The organism is Brevibacillus antibioticus, assembly GCF_005217615.1.
GTDB lineage: Bacteria > Bacillota > Bacilli > Brevibacillales > Brevibacillaceae > Brevibacillus > Brevibacillus antibioticus.
On record NZ_SZNK01000001.1, the window covers coordinates 3,630,201 to 3,648,599 of the forward strand.

The following is an 18,399-nucleotide window of genomic DNA, read 5'->3' on the forward strand; positions in this document are numbered from 1 at the left end:
TCTTGGTAGATTAACACAGTCATTGCAGGGAATGCTGTCGAATTGTGTAGTTCATATAAAGTTCTCATTTGGGTACCTTATCCAAATGAAAGCTCCTATTACAATTGCTAGAAATAGCTTGTAGTGTTTCACAAAATGATTACATTTTCCACGAAACACAACATCTCCAAGCGCTTAGGATGTACCGTCCTTTTCTCGTATCATTTTGATATCAAAAGTGTTACAAACGAAAATTCCCTCCCTAGATTGCTCCAAAGGAGGGATTCTGTACTATTTTTATGATTCGTGGTATCCCTCTAATTTCTCAAAAATTAAAGAACAGGAAACTTTTTCCGTTTTTGTACGTCTAACAGTTGAGTGAAATAGAATTCTATGAGGTGACAAATCCGTGATAAAAAAAGGGATCACACTTGGACTAATCCTATCTCTTGCGAGCATACTTTCAGTTCCATCTCAAGCAATAAATGCTTCGAATCAACCTCAAGCCATAGCCACTCCTCCTGTCAAAAACAACGTAAGTCCGAATATTACTACCGACAAAGTTAAGCAGTGGATCAAGGAACAAAGTAAAAACAAAGCCACTTCTCAAAATGAGCTTTATTTGGACTTTCTATACTACAAAACACTCAATCTAGATGACGACAAAGAAATGGAACTTGTAGTCACAGCGCCAGGAGGGGCTCACACAGGGTCTTTCTTTGTTTTTGATCAACAAAACGGACAATATCAACTGATATTTGAGGAAGAGTGGCATGTGCCAAAAGATGGTCTAGTACAACCTGATGAACTGGATGATTTCATCCCCTATAGTACCAGCAATGGCAAACGAATCTATAAAACGATTGATCATTCTGGCGGAACAGGTATACATGTCGAAACCGCGCACCTATGGTACATCGAAAATGGAAAAGTAGTAATCGCTTGGGAAGGAGAAATGAAAAAAGTCACCTCCTTTCAAGGCATCCTAACCGTGACATTAGGCACTTACCACATAGAAAATGATACCCTTCACTACTTCGCAAACTCCTATAAACAAGATATAGAGCAAAAGCAAATCAAAAAACCTGACTCGCAAACTGAAGCAAAGATGTTCCAATTTAACGGGAAGATTTTTGAAGAGAAATTGTAATTTCACAAAGAAACAGGCTGTACACATGTAGCCATCTTGCACACGTGTACAGCCTTGTCCAATTACTTCGTGACGGAGTAACCTTCTACTCGGAAAAATACATGGTCACCAATATCTTCTCGTTCTACGATCTTGGCCTTGCCACCCCAACCTGTGTAATACTTTTCGTTGGACGTTGTATTTTTTTGGAATACTTTAACACCATTAAACCATAGGCAGGTTCCGATTGGATTATCTTGATCACTCAGATTTTGCGCAATATCCAATGAGTCTTTCCAAGCTTTACTTTTAAGAACTGGCTTCAGCATCTGATCGGATTCCGCACCATTAAACTGACCAGGATGGAGAATCACAGACTCAAAAGTGGCTTTTTTCCCAAATTCTTTATGATGCGGAGCCTTATTTCTCACTAATTCTTTACGATTCTGAATTACGAAAGCAACTCCTCGTTTTCCTTCCTTTGATTCTGTACTCGCTTCAGCGTAAATAATGCGTGCTAGTAAATCTACACTATCACGACCTTCTAACTCATCGTAATTTTCCAATGGTTCACCGTATGGATATGCCATGTTTCATTTCTCCCTTATTGTGTGATAAGCAACTTTCTTTGACCGGTCATCGTCGCTTTCACCTATCTAGGAAAAAAACAGGAACAAAACGGAACAGCTTTTCTAAAAAATTTAAAAAAAGATTTTCAACCTCTGATCTCCTCAATAAATTGCGCCATAATTTCTTGAATCCCCTCTTCTTTCGGAAGCTTAAGAAAACCAGATAGAGAGGTAATTTCAGGTCGCATTTCTTCCAAAACACTTTGTAACGACTCGTTATCACCATTTTTTGCTTGCTCGTCCATTAGACTGAATTCGTGATTAGATAATTGTGTAGTTTCTTTAGGCTCCGATTTTTGCATTGATTCACGCCTCTTTCTCCAATGTGTAGCACTTCTCCGACCTCTCTTGCCGTAAAGCCTTCCAATACGATCTTGCGGATGACGTGCCTTTCCTTTTCATTGGGTAGTTGCTGTAACAGTTCCTCCACATAAAGGCTATTGTCGTTATCGAACGTTCTTTGCTGCCTGCCAAAGTCGTCCAGAATCGGGCATTCATTACGCAGCCTCTTTCTCTCTCGGTAGTTCAGGTTCCAAGCAATGCGTCTCAGAATTGTCCTGCATTCCTCTTTCGTCAAACGCTCACCTACTTTCCGATTAGTTGAAAATCACAACCTCAAAATCGCCACCAAACAAGAGCGTACGTTCGTTTTTTAGGCAAAAAAATGAACGTGCCTGTGAATTGGCACGTTCCGATCTGCTCTATCCATTATACTAAATAACTCCGTTAACTCGCTGAAAACGCCCTTTGTGTAAACTTTTGTAAGTAAATGTATTTGCTTTTTTGGGTCAAATCTACTTTCTTATTGAAGTACCGATTCAATCGCTTTTAAAATATGCATCTGTGCTTCCTCGCTGATACCGTCCTACTCAACTTGTAGGTCGAGTATAGGAGCCAGCTCACGAGCAGGAGTGAAGCCGAACCCGACACAACCTTTTCATTTAGGTCTTTACCATTTACACGAACGTCCTTCGTCTGATCAATCCACTCCACTGTTCCTGCTGTATTGGCTACCGTTCGGACTGGTAGCATAGAAACGCCATCTTGTAAGAAGCCAGTAGCCGAGAGCAACTCTCCATTCAACTTAATGGCAACGGGCACTTGTTTGGGCTTGTCCGCTTTGTCCACAGGATTCTGTAAATACCGTGAATATTCTGATTCAAATTTGCCCATCGGGAAGGCAGGGCAGTTTTTCCATGCGTAGCCGGGGTACTCATATAGATCAACATATAAAAATAGGTATATTCTACCTATTCTTTGATTTAACTTATTTTGGTAAAATTATAATAATCCGGAGATATAATCTGGAGGTTAGTATGAAACGGATTCTTAGAACTGCTACTCTTTCAACTGTATTAGGTGTCCTCGCTTTATCTACGTCGATAGCAATAGCTGCGGAGAGCAATGACGCTCCATTAGGTACTGGTGACGACTTCAAAATATCCACGTATGCATCCAATATTCACAATGTAACCTCAAAATCTGCTTATTTATGGTCTGTTACTCAAGGAGAAGGAAAAGACCTAGAAAAAGTACGCATCTACTCATATTTCTACGTGAACGGAAAACTCAAGCATGAAGCTGGCGATAATGATGCAGAGTATGCGTCAGTAGATTACGAAGCTAATGTAGCAGCATTATTTAAAGCCTGAGTCACATCGTCCCATTATGCCTACAACCGAGTAGGCGAAAAGATGACAAAAACGTCTGAGAAAGTTTGGCCTGATTAAAAAACTCCTCGACGTCGGCGAAGGTCTTCAGTGACCCCAAAAATCTCGCAGAAGCCCGTTTGCGCCGACTTTGCAGTCTAGCGTGCCCATCCCAAACCATGCACACCAAAGCGCCTTTCCAAGCCTTCTGCGAGATTTTCCGAAAAAACTTGCCGTTACTTATGATACGGTTCTCCGCGCTTGATCTTAAACTAATTTGCCAATTAGCTTAATGAAGCGCCAGTCAGTCTAATACTTTTTTTCTGAGTTTAACACTTAATTTCTCCGCTTCGTCCTCATGTTCAACCCTTAGTTGGTTGAAGTAGTCCTCAACCTGATTAAGGAAAGCACCGGAAGTGCTCCAGCGCAGCGCAGGACGACAAAGTCCTGCCGTATCTTGATAACCCTCATTCTTATGTCCCTCCTGAAAATAATAATGACCCCTCGAAAAGGGGTCTTGGTCTGGATCACGAACTTGATATATATAAGAAATAGTAATAGATTCGCTTTTTTAAGTTAGCAAGCAGCATTCCTAATATGAAGCATAATCACAGGGAGATTTCAAAGTAGGAGATGATACATTGAAAAAAATTAGCGAGGGTCGAACAGCCGAAGTATTTGCTCAAGATCAGGAGAAGATATTAAAGCTTTATAGGGACGGATTTCCAATGGAAGCGGTGAAATATGAATATGAAGTAAATCGGATTGTGGCCTTCCTTGAAATTCCTGCTCCAAGAGCGTACGATTTGATTGACTTTGATCATAAGAAGGGTATTGTGTTTGAAAGGATTGAGGGCTCAACACTGCTTCGTATGGGTGTTCAGTTTCCTAACGAACTCAATTCCTTGACTAAAGAGTTTGCTGAACTACATTATCGCATACATAAATATGAACTTGATGTGGAACGAATTGGAGGATCATCCGTCCTTAATCAGAAAGAGGTCTTGGCTCGTAACGTTCAGAACGCTTCCCAACTATCTAACGAAGTGAAGCATAAGATCATTGAATATTTGAAAAATCTACCGGATGGAAACCGTCTATGCCATGGTGATTTTCATCCAGAAAATGTTATGATCGGTGAGCGTAACTGGGTAATAGATTGGATGACAGGGATGATCGGTAATCCTGCTGGTGATGTCGCTCGCACTTTACTATTATTCCGTTTTGGTACGCTGCCTGATGAGGCTCCAAGTAGCGTTAAAGATGCACTTGAACTGATGAGGGATAAAATAAACGGAGTATACTTGGAACAATATCTTTCATATTCTGGTCTGCAGTTCAGTGACATTGATGAGTGGATGTTACCGATTGCAGCGGCTAGACTATCAGAATGGATTCCTGACGAAGAGAAAGCACTACTGTTAAACTTAATCGAAGAACGATTGAAGTAACGAAAAACAACGTTTTTTTGAGCGAGCATAAATGAAAGGGCCATCCCGCAAAAGGATGGCCCTAAAACTTGCCGTTACAGACAGCGCGGAGAACCTCCTAACTCGTTACACGCAGAAAAGGCCGCATGCTCGGTCAGCTTCCACCGGACATGCGGCCTTTTCTCCCTATAAAAAGCGGCGGTGCACTTTCTTGCCGTCATACGTAAACAACACTTGTCGGTCCTCCACCATCGATTCCAGATGAACGGATTTTCCCCACATGGTATAGATGTACGGCAATGTTTTTTCTACGTATTTGACATCCAGCTCCAGCCCCTCAAAATGATGCTTCAAGTACAGTTCACCGGAGCGTAAGTAATCTCCATCATGCACGAGCACATAAGGGAATCCCCCGTTCACCCGTGTGCCCGCAAGACCATCACGTACCTGCTCCCACTGTTTTTCCGCGACAACCCAATCGTTGCCCTGCTTGCCGAACATATACAAATCCAAATCACTGACGAGGTCCTTGGTCAGGAAGTTGCGAATGAAGCTGATGTCGGACTCCAGCTCACGCACCTCGAAAATTTTCGCGCGTCCCTCTCCTGGCTTGCGTCCGAAGCGCTCCTGTTCTTCCTTCGTCGGATTATCCCAGCGCTTTTCAATGTCCTCCAAAATTTTCAGGCCCAAATGATACGGATTGATGCTTGTCGTCGAAGGCTGAATAACGGAGGAATGCAGCTTGGCAAACTCAATCGTCTCCGATTCTGTCAGCTCCATTTCCCGCAGGATGCGCATATGCCAGTAGGTGGCCCAGCCTTCGTTCATGATCTTCGTTTCCATCTGCGGCCAGAAATAAAGCATCTCATCCCGGATGATGGTCAGCACATCACGTTGCCAATCGTCTAGGATATTGCTGTATTCCATTATAAACAGCAGCAGGTCTTTCTCCGGTTCTGGCGGGAATTTGCGTGGTGCTTTTACCGGCTCGGCATCTTCTTTTGCTTTGCGGTCCAATCCCCAGAGATCGTCATACGGCGATTGCCGTTCGTTCCTTGTCTTTTTGTTAGCTTCCTCTGGCTCTCGTTTCCAACGCAGCTTCGGACGCAACAAGCTCGGATCGATATGCTCCTGAATCGCCAAACTCGCATCGAGCAAATTCTCGACAGCCTCCTTGCCGTACTCGATTTCATACTGGCGAATCCGCTCTCCGCTGGCCGCCATGCTTTCGACCATATCCCGATTGGTGTTGGAGAAGCGCATATTGTTTTTGAAAAAGTCGCAGTGAGCAAGAACGTGAGCCACAATGAGCTTGTTTTGGATCAAGGAATTGCCGTCCAAAAGAAACGCGTAACAAGGGTTGGAATTGATGACGAGCTCGTAGATTTTGCTCAGATTCAGGTCATATTGCAGTTTCATACGGTAGAAGGACTTCCCAAAGCTCCAATGAGAAAATCTGGTCGGCATTCCATACGCGCCAAATGTATAAATGATGTCAGACGGGCATATCTCGTATCGCATCGGGTAAAAATCGAGATTGAACCCTTTGGCGATCTCGGTAATTTCGTCAATGGATCGCTCCAGTTCTTTTCGCTCGTCGTTGGTCAAATCGTTTCGCCTCCCCCTTTTGCCGTCGGTCTACTTTATGTATATGGGGGACCGCGCTAAAAGACGCCAGCCTTCTGATAAAAAAAGCATCTCCATTGGAAAACTTATCTTTTTGCGAAAGACATTTTAAACGAGCCTAAATCGTGCTGTTTTTATTATTATTAATAAGGGGAGTACCATAAAATTCCTGACTGAAAATATGATAAAGATGCTTATGTGATAAACCACTCTATATAGCATCTGGGTTTAAAAATAACAAGGAGGGAAAAATAATGAAAATGAACATGAAAAGCGGAATAATCGCTTCTTCTATGATTTTAGCTTTTGGGCTTGGTTATGTGGTTTACGACAAGTATAATGCAACCAAGTTAACAATTCGTATGGAAGGTACGTTAATCGAATTATCACCTGAGGAAATGGCTGCAGCAAGTTCCTTAATCATTGAGGGTAAAATTAATGACATTACACAGCCACAATGGAATACACAGGATGGAAATGAGCCAGAAGCGATTGAGGATGCGGATGCCATTTATCGAGATATCACAGTAAAAGTAAACAAAACGCATAAAGGTGAAGAATTAGACGAAGTCGTAGTTCGCGTTTACGGTGGAAAAACGGAAAAAATAATTATGGATATGGAAAACGCACCAGAATTCACTGAAAACGAGAACGTCCTCCTATTTCTAAATGTTGATGATTCACCAGCTAACAAAACAAACTCTACTGATCACTATGCAGTAGTGGGTTCCTACCAAGGAAAATTTAAAGTTAATAATGATAAAGCTGACAATAAAAAAGGGAACATTCATTTAAATGAGATGGTCGACATAATTGAAACGCATAAAGACGACAAAAACCCTCTGCAGTAATAATGACTTTTTGCTAGTCGAGAATCTAAAACTTTTGGGTACTTACTTACTTTCATACTCAATTTGATAGTCGCTTACTTTATATACGATCAATCCAGCTATGTAAAACCTCTATTGCAGTCTATTTTTATAGTGGCCTTGATCTTTATAATGGATTTCATTACGAATAAAAAGAGTAATCAAGTAAAGGACAAATAATTGCAATGTGCCAGCCTTTCGAAGAAAAAAGGCATCCCCGACTGGAGACACCCTTGATTTGTTTTTTCGTCCTACCTTCTTAGCCTTGGAACCAGCCGCGTACACCAGAATAAATAAGAGCTCCCGCGAATACGACCACAGTGATCAGACCCACTCCATCCACCACCGAGTCCACACCACTTAGGAAGGAACCGTCCAACGGCGCTTTCAACAATGCGTAGCCACCAAGAAGCCCTCCTACGTTGGAAATCCATTTGTTCATATTACGTCACCTCCCGTCGCAGCAGCCTGTAAGCGTTACCACTGCGATACTTTACTCTATGTCGGAGGTTGACAAGCGGCTTGTATGGTAGTCCAAGGCGCGTTCACCAAATTACAATTGGGCAATGTCTATCTTTTTACGCTAAAATAGAGGTCGGACAGATGTACAGGTTATGCGAAAAAAGGAGTGACACACTCATGAAGCTGTTTTTGATGCTAGGCAGTATCAGTGGATTTCTTTCGGTTGCGTTAGGAGCATTCGGGGCACATGCACTGAAGGAAAAACTGGACGAATATTCGCTGGGCATTTTCCATACGGGCGTGACCTATCAGACGACACATGCGCTGGCTCTCGTGCTGGTTGCCCTGTTGCTCAAATGGTACCCGGATTCTTCTGGCCTCGTTTGGGCAGGCTGGTGCTTTACAGCCGGAACCTTGATCTTCTCCGGCAGTCTCTACACGCTGGCAATGACCGGTATTAAGGTTCTCGGTGCGATTACACCGATTGGCGGAGTTTTGTTCCTCGCTGGATGGGCGCTGCTTGCGATTCATGCCTGGAAAACCGTATCGTAGATAAAAGCTTGCAAAAGGTTGGGATTTCATTCCCAGCCTTTTTCCTTTACTCGCCAACCTTTCTCTACATCGTTCACTTTCCTGCTAAAATAGAGTGTCTAATTTTTTCTATAAATACTAATTTCAGGGGGCTAAAAGATATGAAAATTATTCCGTATTGGGCAAAGACATATTTGCACAGGCTCGGATTAAAACAAGAAGAAGCAAGCCTTCCTTACCTATCCGCATTGTGCCGTGCTCATTTACAAACGTTTCCCTACGAAAACGTGAGCAAACTCCTCTCTTACTACTTTCACAAAAACAGCTGCGTCCCTACTCCTTCTGCCTACATAGAAAATGCTGTGCGCCACAATTTCGGCGGAACCTGCTATGCCAATAATGCAAGCTTTTTGGCTTTGCTACACCTGCTTGGTTTTAACGGCTATCTCGTCTCGCTGGCTGACGAACACGCCGCAATAATAATTACAGATCTTTTGGAATCTTCTTATCCACTGTATGTGGACGTTGCGGCAGCGGCTCCCTTATTTCAGCCTGTCCCTTTTACATCTAATCCTCTCTACCAATCTTCCTTTGGCTACGAATCAGTCCTGATTTCGCCTGATTCTGCCGATCCACACCGTTATCGTTTTCGTCGCATGCGACATCAATTGCTGGTAAACGATAGCTGGCACTTCGATCCGACACAAAAACGTGAGCTTTCCGATCTAGCACCAGCCATCGCCCGATCCTTTCAGCCTGATGCTACTTTCTTAACATGCCTGCGTGTCCATATGTATCAACTCTCGCAAAAACGATGTCTATCACTGAAAAACAATTCCCTGTTCATCCTGTACGAAAACGGTGAAGATCAAAAACTGCGTCTCCGCACTATCGACGAGTTGGAATTTATTGTCACACACGAATTCGGATTGCCTCGACTTCCAGTCCGAGAAGCCGTTACTATCCTTGCTGATGCTGGTATCGATGTGTTCGCTGACAAGTCCTGATGGCTTCCTGACACCCTCCATGGGTGATTGCCATATGCTGTAGGGTTAGCAGTTATCCCACTCACAAGGAGAGGAACTCATGACAAAGCCCTCCTATACTCGCCCCTCGTACTTTTATCGCGGAATACCAGATGTCTACATGCAGATGGGATACTATCCGTTTCCCACTCCTTCTGCTACGGAACAGCTGAGTAGGAGTGTTCACATTCCGTATGCGATGTCGATGGCGGAGCAATGCAAATACTTCATGGGGCAATCGGAAAAAATGATCGTGAGCGATGGGGCTATCGGGATCGCTGCCTTGTCGAATCCCTTACGCTCCGGTGTTCATTTATTTGTCCATCACTGGATGATCACCAATCCATCCCCGCATCCGATAGAAGCCCATTTCTTGTTTGGCAAAGCCTCCTCAATCACAGGTACAACTCTCTCACGTCAAGTGACTTCTGGTTATGTTCAACTCCCCGCTTGTCCCGCCGCCCAAGGACAACTTTTGCATGGCGCTGGTATGACGGATACCTTTTCTGATCACATCCATGCCGCCACACGAATCATTCCGCCGTCCTCCACAGTTGAGGGTACTCCTGGCGGACAGTGGATTCTCGGACCAGGAATGGCGCTCATCGTTCGCGTTCCACACACAGGAGAGAAGACATCCTTTTCCTTTTCAATAGACTGGTGGGAACAACCCGTATATGGGTAGCTCTCACTGGAATGCTTGACGGACAAGTCTAACCGCAACAAAAAAGGGAACCCCAAAGGAGTTCCCTGTCATTTCACTTTGTATTTTTCCTACACCATGTTGAAAAGCCAATTTTCACATGATACAATGAAAATTGGTCTGTTGGTCAATCACTAGTGTGGTACTATTCTATCTCCAATATAATAGTACCACACTCACTTTCGATTGTCAAACCATCAGGCCAAAAATGGGGAACAAAAAAGGAGCGGTACCATGAGCGTGACTGATCAAGATCGGCAAAACGAACAACAACGTGTTGAACAAGTCATCTCAGAGATAAAAAACCGAATAGATGACCTCAAAGAGCATGTGAATGTCGTGAGCGAGGATATCATCGGAATTCGCAAGCATTTTTGGGACGACGTGACAGTCAACTTCGAGGATGCCACCGAAGCTGCCGAGACTTACGCCAGTATCAAGCAGCAAGCGGAAGTCCTGTCCGAGCGTGAACGCATCCATCGCCATGCCCAAAATCAGTTGCGTACGCTGCAGCGATTGTTGCACTCTCCCTATTTTGGCAGGATTGATTTTCAGGAAGAGCTAGAATCGAAGCCAGAAGCCATCTATCTTGGCATTGCTTCTTTGCTGGATAAAAACGACGAGGAGTTTCTCGTCTACGACTGGCGCGCTCCGATCTCCAGTCTGTATTACGACTACTCTCCGGGGCCAGCAGAGTACAATACCCCAAGCGGAAGCATAAATGGAGAGATTACGTGCAAACGACAATACATCATTCGCGACGGCAAATTGCTGCACCTGTTTGATACGGGCGTGACGATTGGCGACGAGCTGCTTCAGGAGGTACTCGGCAAACAGGCTGACTCGCAGATGAAAAGCATCGTGGCCACGATCCAACGGGATCAAAACCGCATTATCCGAAATGAACGCAGCCGACTCGTCATCGTCTCCGGAGCTGCCGGTAGCGGAAAAACGTCTGCGGCTTTGCAACGAATCGCTTATTTGTTATACCGTTATCGCAAGACATTGACCGCGGAGCAAATCGTCTTGTTCTCGCCCAACTCTTTGTTTAACAGCTACGTCTCGACCGTTCTTCCTGAGCTCGGCGAGGAAAATATGCAGCAAACGACTTTTCAGGAATACGCGGAGCATCGTCTCGGTGACGACTTCCGCCTGGAAAACCCGCTTGAACAGATGGAGTATGTACTGACAGCGAATGATCAGCCTGGATACGAGGCGCGACTGGAAGGAATCCGTTTCAAATCAAGCGCCTTGTTTTTGCAGGCCATGGATGAATACGCGAATAGCTTGAAGCAATCTGGTATCATGTTTCGCCCCGTTACATTTAGAAATCAGACTCTAATCAGTGCGGCTCACATCCATGAGCTGTTTTATTCTCTCGATACGAATCTGCCGATCCCCAATCGGATGGTACTCGTTGCAAAATCACTGCTGACAGAGCTGAAAAAAATGGAACAGCGTGAACGATCAAAACCATGGGTAGAAGATGAAATGGAGCTGCTTGACCGGGACGCTTATGTAGCTGCCTATCAATCGCTGCGCCGCAAAAAGCAGTTTCGGGAGGATACCTTCGATGACTTTGAACGCGAGCAGGAGCTATTAGCCAACTGGATCGTCAAAAAGCAGTTTCAGCCTCTGCGCAATTTTATCCGGGAACTTCAATTTATTGATACGCGGGCTATTTACCGCCAGCTTTTCTTGTCACTTGACTTGCTCGGGACACTTGCGCCAAACACTCTCCAACATGATGTATGGGACAATTGGCCCGCAGTGTGCGAACAGACAGCAGAGCGTTTAGAGCAGCAATATTTGGCATGTGAAGACATCCCTCCTTATTTGTATTTGCAGGAACGATTGGAGGGCAAGCAGACGAACAATCTCGTCCGTCATGTCTTTCTCGATGAAGCCCAGGACTACTCCGCCTTTCAGTTCGCTCTCATCAAGAGCTTGTTTCCCCGTGCCAAAATGACCGTGCTGGGAGACTGGAATCAGGCGATTTACGCTCATGCGTATCACCAGAATAGCTTTGAGGCTGTCACATCCTTGTTTGAGCCTGAAGAGACGGAGAGCTTCGTCCTGACCAAAAGCTACCGCTCCACCTATCCTATCGTCTTGTTTACACGACAACTTTTGCGAAATGGGGAAATGATTGAGCCTTTTATGCGTGACGGTCGCTTGCCAACACTAACCAAAGTGACATCTCCTCAAGCTCATACCGATCAAATCGAAGCACGCATACGTGAACTCGCCGATCGTGGTCATCAGACGATCGCTGTTATCACCAAAACGCTAGAGGAAGCCCATATCGTTCATGACGATTTGCAAGAGAGATTGCCGATTCGCTTGATAAAGCCCGCTACTCTTTCCTTCGAGAAAGGAATCTTGATCATCCCCTCTTACTTGGCAAAAGGAGTCGAGTTCGATGCGGTCATCCTCTATGATGCTTCCACCACCTGCTATAGCGAAGAAAGGGAACGCAAGCTTTTTTACACGGCATGTACAAGAGCCATGCACGAGCTACACCTTTACTATTCGGGTGAAAAAAGTCCATTTTTAGATAACGTTTCTCCTGCGTATTATGAGCTGTTTGTTTAAAAAAAGAGATCCAGCTGACCACTTACTGGTTCAGCCGGATCTTTTTTCACCTTTTTAGACCCACACAAATCGTGACAAGCAGCAGGATCAAATCCATCTCATAACCGCCGACAAAGCCTTTCGCCCATTTCACTGTCACAATCGCACCTGCCATGATCGCAGCTAATCCCCAGGCAGCATATCTCGCCCCTACCCCAATGATCAGCGCGAGACCGCCGATCAGTTCAACGATCAACACCAGATACGCCAGCCACCCCGGCAAGCTGAGATCGCCAAACGTCATCACGACATTATCCATCCCTTTTTGCAGCTTGGCTATGCCATGGATGAAAAACAAGATTCCCGTCCCGATCCGTAATAAAACAAACGCTTTTTCGTAAGCCATATCTATTCTCCCTCCCCTCCACCACTACCATATGCCCACTTGCGTACGATCAGTCTTGTGCTCTCCGGCGGGACAACAGTTCAAAGCTCTGGTGCTTGCAACGAGGGCAGCCGCGTTTTTTCAATTGCTCAATCGTCACTATTTTTGCCTGTGCCCCTACCTGGATCGATCTCTTGCAACGCTTGCATAGATACTCACGCTTGGAAGGAGTCTCTTCGCCCGTGTAAAGCGACTTCAGAAATGGATGCTTGATCGTCGGAGTCGTCAGCTCTGTTGTGGTAAGCACGATCATCTGTCCCTTGTTTCCAATCATTTGCGCCGCTTCGTATTCATTGAAATGACTGAGCACCTCTTGTACGGTCAAGCCTGCCAGCACGAACTCCCTTTGCATATTCAGTGTGAAATCAGGCGATTTATGCGCAAAGGACAGGAAGATGGACAGTCCTTTTTGCTTTTGTAGTCCACTGATTCCGCGGGATAAAAACAGAGCCATTCCTTGCAGCGTGTAAGGTGGATCAGTAAAAAAGCAATCATACCCACCCTGCAGCTTCTTTGGCAGCGGCTGTCGCAAATCAGCCTGATGGCAGGCTACGGACAATGCGTTTTGCTTGGACACATCCGTAATGTACTGGAGAAAGCGTTCATCGATATCGACTACGTCAATTTGCTCTGGACGTTGCTGTTTCTCTGGAAACAAGCGCTTGAGCAAAAGCCCCAGTGAGATACTGACCAAATCATCATCCCCGACGCATAATATTTTTTTGCCCACCAAGCTCTGATGCCGCAAGCATAAAATGGCCCTGCGCAAGCTCGTCTCGACTGTGCATTTGGACTGATCGATCTGTACATCGACTTGCGGACGCCCAGCAAAAATCGTCTCCATCTCCGCTTTCAAGTCAGCCAGCTCGGTTTTCCAAGCTTCGTCGTCTCCCATTAGCTTCTCGTACAGCTCTCGATCCAGCCCACCATACCCTAGCTTTTGCTCAATGAACGCCTCCCCTTCTGCGGTGCATCTTACCCCGCTCCCTTGCTGTATGGCTCCTGCCTTGATCAGCTCTTTTTTGATCGCAGTTGCCACAGGTACAGGCAAGAGTACCTTTCTCGCTAGCTCTTTCGTAGGCAAACCCGGATGAAAATAACACGCGAGCAGAAACTGTTCGATCACTCGTTGACCTTCTTGTAAACGCACTTGTTTATAGGTGTCTGCGATATAATTTTTCATGTAGAAAACCTCTTTTCAAAAGGGATAGACCCATCGCTGCATGCAAAAAGGCAGAGCATGAACATTCGTTCATCTCCGCCTTGAGGGCATGCGTTCGCTACGTGCGCGTGGATAGTCACGCAAAAAAAACCGTGCGTAAGAGCACGGTTCCCGTAGTCGAGCAAATGGGTAGATGGATGACCGTAAGTTCTTAACTAATCAAGGCCTCCTTGTTCCATAGCAAATAAACTCACATGACATGAGATTTTTGCCAAAAACAATGGGAGAACCCTATCCAATTGCCTAGTTAAGAACACACACCGACATCAAAACGTCCCCTTTTGAATAAGATACTTTCCATTATACGGCAATCGCAATTAATCGGCAAGAAGCTACATGGCAGTCTCTACAAGCGCATTTCTAGGCTGCTTTCGCTTTTCATGCAACCTGCGTCCCAGCCAATAAAAGATCAAGCTGACCAGTGCTAATACTGCCATGACCAAAAACATCACGGGGCCACCATATGCGGTGAGCACCATGCCACCTGCCCATGGACCAAGAAAGCTGCCTAACATCGTTGCACTTTGTGCCCCATAGTAAGTCCCTCTCATATTCGCGGGACTGATCTCGTCGATTTGCGCATATTCCGCCGGTATGATCAAGATTTCCCCGAGCGTAAAGACGATCATCGCCGTAATAAACCAAGCCCAATCTGGCGAAAAAGCAAAGCCAACTTCTCCTATGGCCATCAATACAGCACCACCTGCTATCCGCGCAAACAAGGAATAACGTTCAACCAGCCTCGTTACAGGAATTTGCAAAAGCAAGACGGTAAATCCGTTGACGCTCATCAATGTTCCAAACAAGGCGACTCCCTCCGAAAAGTTTTCTCGCAAGTATTGGGAGAGCGTAACAGACATCTGACCATAAACCGTCACTAACAGGATTCCGCCTGTGACAAATGTAAGAAGGACGACATCCCTTCTAAGCACTTGCCAAATCTCAGCCAAACTGGCTCGCTTTCCCTCTTCGTTCCCCCTACCATCATCGGTGACGCCACAGCTCCGACATGCCATTACTAAAATGATGGCAAAGCTCACCAAGGATACCGCAGTCAGAATAAACGCCAGATTGCTGCCGGAAATCCCCAAAAAAGCACCGAGCATCGGACCAATCGCGAAGCCTAGATTGCTCGCAAGATAACGGTTCGAGAACACACGAAAACGTTTATGCTCGGGAGTCAAGTCACCCATCAACGCTTTTGAAACCGTCGCAAAAATCGATGCCGCCAATCCCATAACCAAGCTGATGAACAGCAAACCGATCGGATGAGCCACCGTAATGAAGCCGATAATCGAGCACGCCATAGCAAGCAAGGAAAAAAACATCAGCTTTTGTCTGCCAAACAGATCCGAAAGAATTCCACCAACAAATCCCCCAACTGTTCCAGCCAAAGGACCTGCACCGATAATAAGTCCAATATAGGCGTGAGAGAGCTTCGTCGTTTCACCGAGATAGATGGCCAGAAAAGGGATACTCATCGATTGGGTAAGCGATACGAACACCGTCCCTGCCATCAAGAGATGAACAATCGGGTGATACGCCTCCCACACTTGCCTCATTTTGCTCATACTGATTTAACCTACCCTCTCAACAAAATCATGCTATTTTTGTAAGCAAAATTACTCTGATGTATGGAAGAAGGAACGAAGCAAGACCGGGAGACGCTCAACGAAGGCTTCTCGCAGACTGTAGTAGGAAATCGTCGTACTTCCTGTGTAGTGAGCACGAATCAGCCCCGCTCTGCGCAACGCGGTTACATGATGATGAACGGTGCTTTTTGCCAATGATACTTGCTTCTGTAATTCACCGAGCGTGCACGTCTTTTTTGCCAGGCAGCGCAAGATTTGCAGGCGCTTCTCATCTGCCAGGCACTGTGTGATAGGCAACAGCTCCAGGAGCGTCTGTGGTTTGATCGTTGCTGCATCTTTGACAGGGTACATGCAAGTGGCAAGCCCCCGATAAAAGTCGAGAACAGAAGAATGAGCACAATGATATTGCGGGATCAGTACAACCTCTCGCAAATCAGCCATCGGCTCAATCCAGATACCGTTCGTAACATGATCGACCAAATCGATTGGAGGCGTTTCTTTGGCGCGGACTTTCAGCTCATCGGCGCTCCGTTGTAGACTCTCCAAAATGCGTGGATCTACCTTCGAAAAATAATATTCATTCCACCGGGTAAGCAACGATAGGCTGCGATCACGAATTTCACCCAAGTTTAGCGGGATTGTCTCCACCCACGGCGCGAGGCGCTCATAGATATCACCGGGAGGGATACTTTCCAGCCATTCAAGAAATTCTTCCACGGATTTGGTCTGGGGCGATTGTGCTACAAGCAACACCAAGCGGTGGAGTACCTCCCAGCGTTCATCTGCGAGTTCATCTACAAAAGACGCCGGGAGCTTTTGTTTTGTCTCCTCTAACCAAGCCGTACCAAGCAAACTATGCTTGCGGTCTTTCTCGTAAATGTAAGTGTAGAGGCTAATGATACATTCATACGCAGGAGACCATTCCACTCTGATCGAATATAATCCATTCATTCTATCACCATCGAACGTTTAGTTTTTTTCAGTGTATCATTCTTGGTGGATTTTGCATAGTTCCATTTAGGGTCAACATAGTGGAGGAGAAGAAAAAGCACAGTGCTCTTCGACTCTGACACGCCTGCAGGGGGGATTCACTGTCCGTCTCCACTTCCAAAAGGGGACCGTCGAGCCAAAGCCACCCTACGGGCGGATGTATCTCAAGGAAGAAGTGTTCGACAAGCGTGGTCCCCTTTTGAAAGTTCCAACTGGAGAGGCGTTGTCAAGGTCTACGAGCTCTGTGCTTTTTCTTCTAACCAGCTTTGTTGGTTTATCGATACCATTTAAACCTTTGGCAAAAGTTTTACTCAAATAATGCAAGAAGCAGATGCTGAGGCTCCTTGTTCACACAAAAAAAGTAAGCCCCCAGCTTTACCAAACTGACGGGGCTTACCTATACTAGCTTCCCTTATACAAACGGCGGGTCCCACGCTTTTTTTCGCCAACCCAACCGGTGATCAACGACGTTCAAATCACGATCCAAGACAACATCTACGCCAAATGGCAGCTTGCGGTTGTACCAAAAGCGCACATCGCTCCATGTAACTTCATAACCGTCGGCAATCTCCTTCCACGTGACGTGGATTCGTTGCGCAAATCCGAGAAAAGTACGAACGCCGTCCACACCGACAGTAGCCTGAATGATCGCATCACGCTGCTGCTTCGGATACATATCCTCCAGTATCACACGTGCATACTCGATTCTCCCTGTGTAAAACAGCTCTTCCGTCTCTACGACGAATCGCCAGCGAAAAGGATGCATGCTCGGGAAAACATGGGATATGCCGCTTGTTTCCAATGCCCTTGCTACCCGTCTGACGTTACGGTGATGCTGCCAAGCCCGCACGCCAATATACAGGAGCGTCATGCCATAGGCTACCGGAAATAACACGCTGGGATTTCCGTTAAAAGCTATCCACCATATCGCCGCTGCCAAATGAACCGCGAACACCAGTGGTTCAAATATCGCGAGCACATCCAAATGCACCCAGCGCTTGCTAATAGGACGAGTACATTGAACTCCATATGCGTTAAGCATATCGAGAAAAACATGCAGCACAACAGCCAACAGCGTCCATCCGTACAAAATCCCGAACTGCCCCATGAGACCAAACCCCCAGGCAAGCGGAAGACTGATGATAAGCGGCCACAGAAACAAAGCGGGAAGCGAATGAGTTATTCCCCGATGAAAGCGAATGTAAAAAGAAATACCGCGGAGTCTGGCCACAGTGTCGAAATCCGGGGCATGAGATCCCACTACCGTTGCAACCATCAGCGCCTGCGCAAGTGCTGGATCATGTGCCACTGCCGTCGTAATATGAGCTAAGCCCGCCAGTGTGACACCCAACAAAAGATGACTCCCAGTGTCCATTACGATTCCTCCCTTTGCAAGTATTCCCTTCCCTTTTACTGTACGAAAAAATGGCGAGGATTCTATAAACCGCAGGTAAAGGTTATCCGAAGATTTCTCCTGCAATATTCACAATCTCTCAACGAAAAAGCAGCCTGTCAGAAAAGCGACAGACTGCTTGGAGCTTATT

18 protein-coding genes are annotated in these 18,399 nt (G+C 45.8%); 8 read left to right on the plus strand and 10 right to left on the minus strand.

The genetic code is table 11. The features are described 5' to 3' along the window. Positions 1 to 388 precede the first annotated feature (388 nt). A complete protein-coding gene (locus E8L90_RS17010; RefSeq protein ID WP_137030477.1) occupies positions 389 to 1,129 on the plus strand; it encodes a hypothetical protein in 741 nt (246 codons plus the stop codon). Positions 1,130 to 1,191: 62 nt separating this feature from the next. Here E8L90_RS17010 and E8L90_RS17015 read toward each other — a convergent pair whose 3' ends face one another. The 3 genes from E8L90_RS17015 to E8L90_RS31410 all read right to left on the minus strand — a co-directional run bounded on the left by E8L90_RS17015 (position 1,192) and on the right by E8L90_RS31410 (position 2,167). Beyond that, on the minus strand, positions 1,192 to 1,698 hold the full coding sequence (locus tag E8L90_RS17015; RefSeq protein ID WP_063231077.1) for a cell wall hydrolase: 507 nt from the start codon (positions 1,696 to 1,698) through the stop codon (positions 1,192 to 1,194). 125 nt (positions 1,699 to 1,823) lie between these two features. Further along, complete coding sequence (locus E8L90_RS29950) at positions 1,824 to 2,039, minus strand: hypothetical protein (RefSeq protein ID WP_162309015.1); 216 nt, start codon at positions 2,037 to 2,039, stop codon at positions 1,824 to 1,826. Continuing rightward, positions 1,982 to 2,167, minus strand: coding sequence for an RNA polymerase sigma factor (locus E8L90_RS31410; RefSeq protein ID WP_425267133.1), 186 nt, complete (start codon positions 2,165 to 2,167; stop codon positions 1,982 to 1,984). Before E8L90_RS31410 ends, E8L90_RS29950 begins: the two co-directional genes overlap by 58 nt. 886 nt (positions 2,168 to 3,053) lie before the next feature. On the opposite strand from E8L90_RS31410, the gene E8L90_RS17030 reads away from it, so the two are divergent. Next, complete coding sequence (locus E8L90_RS17030) at positions 3,054 to 3,389, plus strand: hypothetical protein (protein WP_244297272.1); 336 nt, start codon at positions 3,054 to 3,056, stop codon at positions 3,387 to 3,389. A 638-nt stretch (positions 3,390 to 4,027) separates the two neighbouring features. Continuing rightward, positions 4,028 to 4,837, plus strand: a complete 810-nt coding sequence (locus E8L90_RS17035) for an aminoglycoside phosphotransferase family protein (protein ID WP_137030479.1) — start codon at positions 4,028 to 4,030, stop codon at positions 4,835 to 4,837. Between the two features lie 165 nt (positions 4,838 to 5,002). Here E8L90_RS17035 and E8L90_RS17040 read toward each other — a convergent pair whose 3' ends face one another. Then, the gene (locus E8L90_RS17040) at positions 5,003 to 6,424 is read right to left on the minus strand and encodes a SpoVR family protein (protein ID WP_137030480.1); all 1,422 of its coding nucleotides are present in this window, start codon (positions 6,422 to 6,424) and stop codon (positions 5,003 to 5,005) included. A gap of 272 nt (positions 6,425 to 6,696) precedes the next feature. Between E8L90_RS17040 and E8L90_RS17045 the strand changes: the two genes are divergently transcribed. Further along, entirely contained in the window at positions 6,697 to 7,293 is a 597-nt protein-coding gene (locus tag E8L90_RS17045) for a hypothetical protein (RefSeq protein ID WP_137030481.1), read from the plus strand. A 277-nt stretch (positions 7,294 to 7,570) separates the two neighbouring features. Here E8L90_RS17045 and E8L90_RS17050 read toward each other — a convergent pair whose 3' ends face one another. After that, on the minus strand, positions 7,571 to 7,753 hold the full coding sequence (locus tag E8L90_RS17050; protein WP_137030482.1) for a hypothetical protein: 183 nt from the start codon (positions 7,751 to 7,753) through the stop codon (positions 7,571 to 7,573). Positions 7,754 to 7,950: 197 nt separating this feature from the next. On the opposite strand from E8L90_RS17050, the gene E8L90_RS17055 reads away from it, so the two are divergent. The 4 genes from E8L90_RS17055 (at position 7,951) to helD (ending at position 12,627) form a co-directional block, all read left to right on the plus strand. Then, positions 7,951 to 8,325, plus strand: a complete 375-nt coding sequence (locus E8L90_RS17055; RefSeq protein ID WP_012684886.1) for a DUF423 domain-containing protein — start codon at positions 7,951 to 7,953, stop codon at positions 8,323 to 8,325. A 140-nt stretch (positions 8,326 to 8,465) separates the two neighbouring features. After that, on the plus strand, positions 8,466 to 9,311 hold the full coding sequence (locus tag E8L90_RS17060; protein ID WP_162309098.1) for an arylamine N-acetyltransferase: 846 nt from the start codon (positions 8,466 to 8,468) through the stop codon (positions 9,309 to 9,311). A gap of 79 nt (positions 9,312 to 9,390) precedes the next feature. Beyond that, positions 9,391 to 10,014, plus strand: coding sequence for a DUF6143 family protein (locus tag E8L90_RS17065; protein WP_137030484.1), 624 nt, complete (start codon positions 9,391 to 9,393; stop codon positions 10,012 to 10,014). Between the two features lie 252 nt (positions 10,015 to 10,266). Further along, positions 10,267 to 12,627 (plus strand): RNA polymerase recycling motor HelD, encoded by a 2,361-nt coding sequence (helD, locus tag E8L90_RS17070; RefSeq protein WP_137030485.1) that lies wholly within the window; start codon positions 10,267 to 10,269, stop codon positions 12,625 to 12,627. Between the two features lie 46 nt (positions 12,628 to 12,673). Here the strand turns inward: helD and E8L90_RS17075 are convergent, their stop codons facing one another. From E8L90_RS17075 to E8L90_RS17100, 5 genes are all read right to left on the minus strand, one after another. Then, positions 12,674 to 13,012 (minus strand): DoxX family protein, encoded by a 339-nt coding sequence (locus E8L90_RS17075; RefSeq protein WP_137030486.1) that lies wholly within the window; start codon positions 13,010 to 13,012, stop codon positions 12,674 to 12,676. A 49-nt stretch (positions 13,013 to 13,061) separates the two neighbouring features. Further along, positions 13,062 to 14,234, minus strand: a complete 1,173-nt coding sequence (locus E8L90_RS17080) for a bis-aminopropyl spermidine synthase family protein (protein ID WP_137030487.1) — start codon at positions 14,232 to 14,234, stop codon at positions 13,062 to 13,064. A 371-nt stretch (positions 14,235 to 14,605) separates the two neighbouring features. After that, positions 14,606 to 15,844: an MDR family MFS transporter gene (locus E8L90_RS17085; RefSeq protein WP_137030488.1), complete on the minus strand. Its 1,239-nt coding sequence runs from the start codon at positions 15,842 to 15,844 to the stop codon at positions 14,606 to 14,608. 51 nt (positions 15,845 to 15,895) lie between these two features. Then, positions 15,896 to 16,816, minus strand: coding sequence for an ArsR/SmtB family transcription factor (locus E8L90_RS17090; protein ID WP_137030489.1), 921 nt, complete (start codon positions 16,814 to 16,816; stop codon positions 15,896 to 15,898). 451 nt (positions 16,817 to 17,267) lie between these two features. After that, positions 17,268 to 18,230 carry a metal-dependent hydrolase gene (locus tag E8L90_RS17100; RefSeq protein WP_137030490.1) on the minus strand — a complete coding sequence of 321 codons (963 nt, stop codon included), beginning with the start codon at positions 18,228 to 18,230 and terminating at the stop codon, positions 17,268 to 17,270. Positions 18,231 to 18,399 lie beyond the last annotated feature (169 nt).

Bases quoted from the DNA above. Each gene is read 5' to 3' on its own strand.
- E8L90_RS17050 (WP_137030482.1), bottom strand. From the start codon at position 7,753: ATGAACAAATGGATTTCCAACGTAGGAGGGCTTCTTGGTGGCTACGCA.
- E8L90_RS17075 (WP_137030486.1), bottom strand. From the start codon at position 13,012: ATGGCTTACGAAAAAGCGTTTGTTTTATTACGGATCGGGACGGGAATC.
- E8L90_RS17090 (WP_137030489.1), bottom strand. From the start codon at position 16,816: ATGAATGGATTATATTCGATCAGAGTGGAATGGTCTCCTGCGTATGAA.
- E8L90_RS29950 (WP_162309015.1), bottom strand. From the start codon at position 2,039: ATGCAAAAATCGGAGCCTAAAGAAACTACACAATTATCTAATCACGAA.
- E8L90_RS17080 (WP_137030487.1), bottom strand. From the start codon at position 14,234: ATGAAAAATTATATCGCAGACACCTATAAACAAGTGCGTTTACAAGAA.
- E8L90_RS17030 (WP_244297272.1), top strand. From the start codon at position 3,054: ATGAAACGGATTCTTAGAACTGCTACTCTTTCAACTGTATTAGGTGTC.
- E8L90_RS17065 (WP_137030484.1), top strand. From the start codon at position 9,391: ATGACAAAGCCCTCCTATACTCGCCCCTCGTACTTTTATCGCGGAATA.
- E8L90_RS17055 (WP_012684886.1), top strand. From the start codon at position 7,951: ATGAAGCTGTTTTTGATGCTAGGCAGTATCAGTGGATTTCTTTCGGTT.
- E8L90_RS17045 (WP_137030481.1), top strand. From the start codon at position 6,697: ATGAAAATGAACATGAAAAGCGGAATAATCGCTTCTTCTATGATTTTA.
- helD (WP_137030485.1), top strand. From the start codon at position 10,267: ATGAGCGTGACTGATCAAGATCGGCAAAACGAACAACAACGTGTTGAA.
- E8L90_RS17060 (WP_162309098.1), top strand. From the start codon at position 8,466: ATGAAAATTATTCCGTATTGGGCAAAGACATATTTGCACAGGCTCGGA.
- E8L90_RS17015 (WP_063231077.1), bottom strand. From the start codon at position 1,698: ATGGCATATCCATACGGTGAACCATTGGAAAATTACGATGAGTTAGAA.
- E8L90_RS17100 (WP_137030490.1), bottom strand. From the start codon at position 18,230: ATGGACACTGGGAGTCATCTTTTGTTGGGTGTCACACTGGCGGGCTTA.
- E8L90_RS17085 (WP_137030488.1), bottom strand. From the start codon at position 15,844: ATGAGCAAAATGAGGCAAGTGTGGGAGGCGTATCACCCGATTGTTCAT.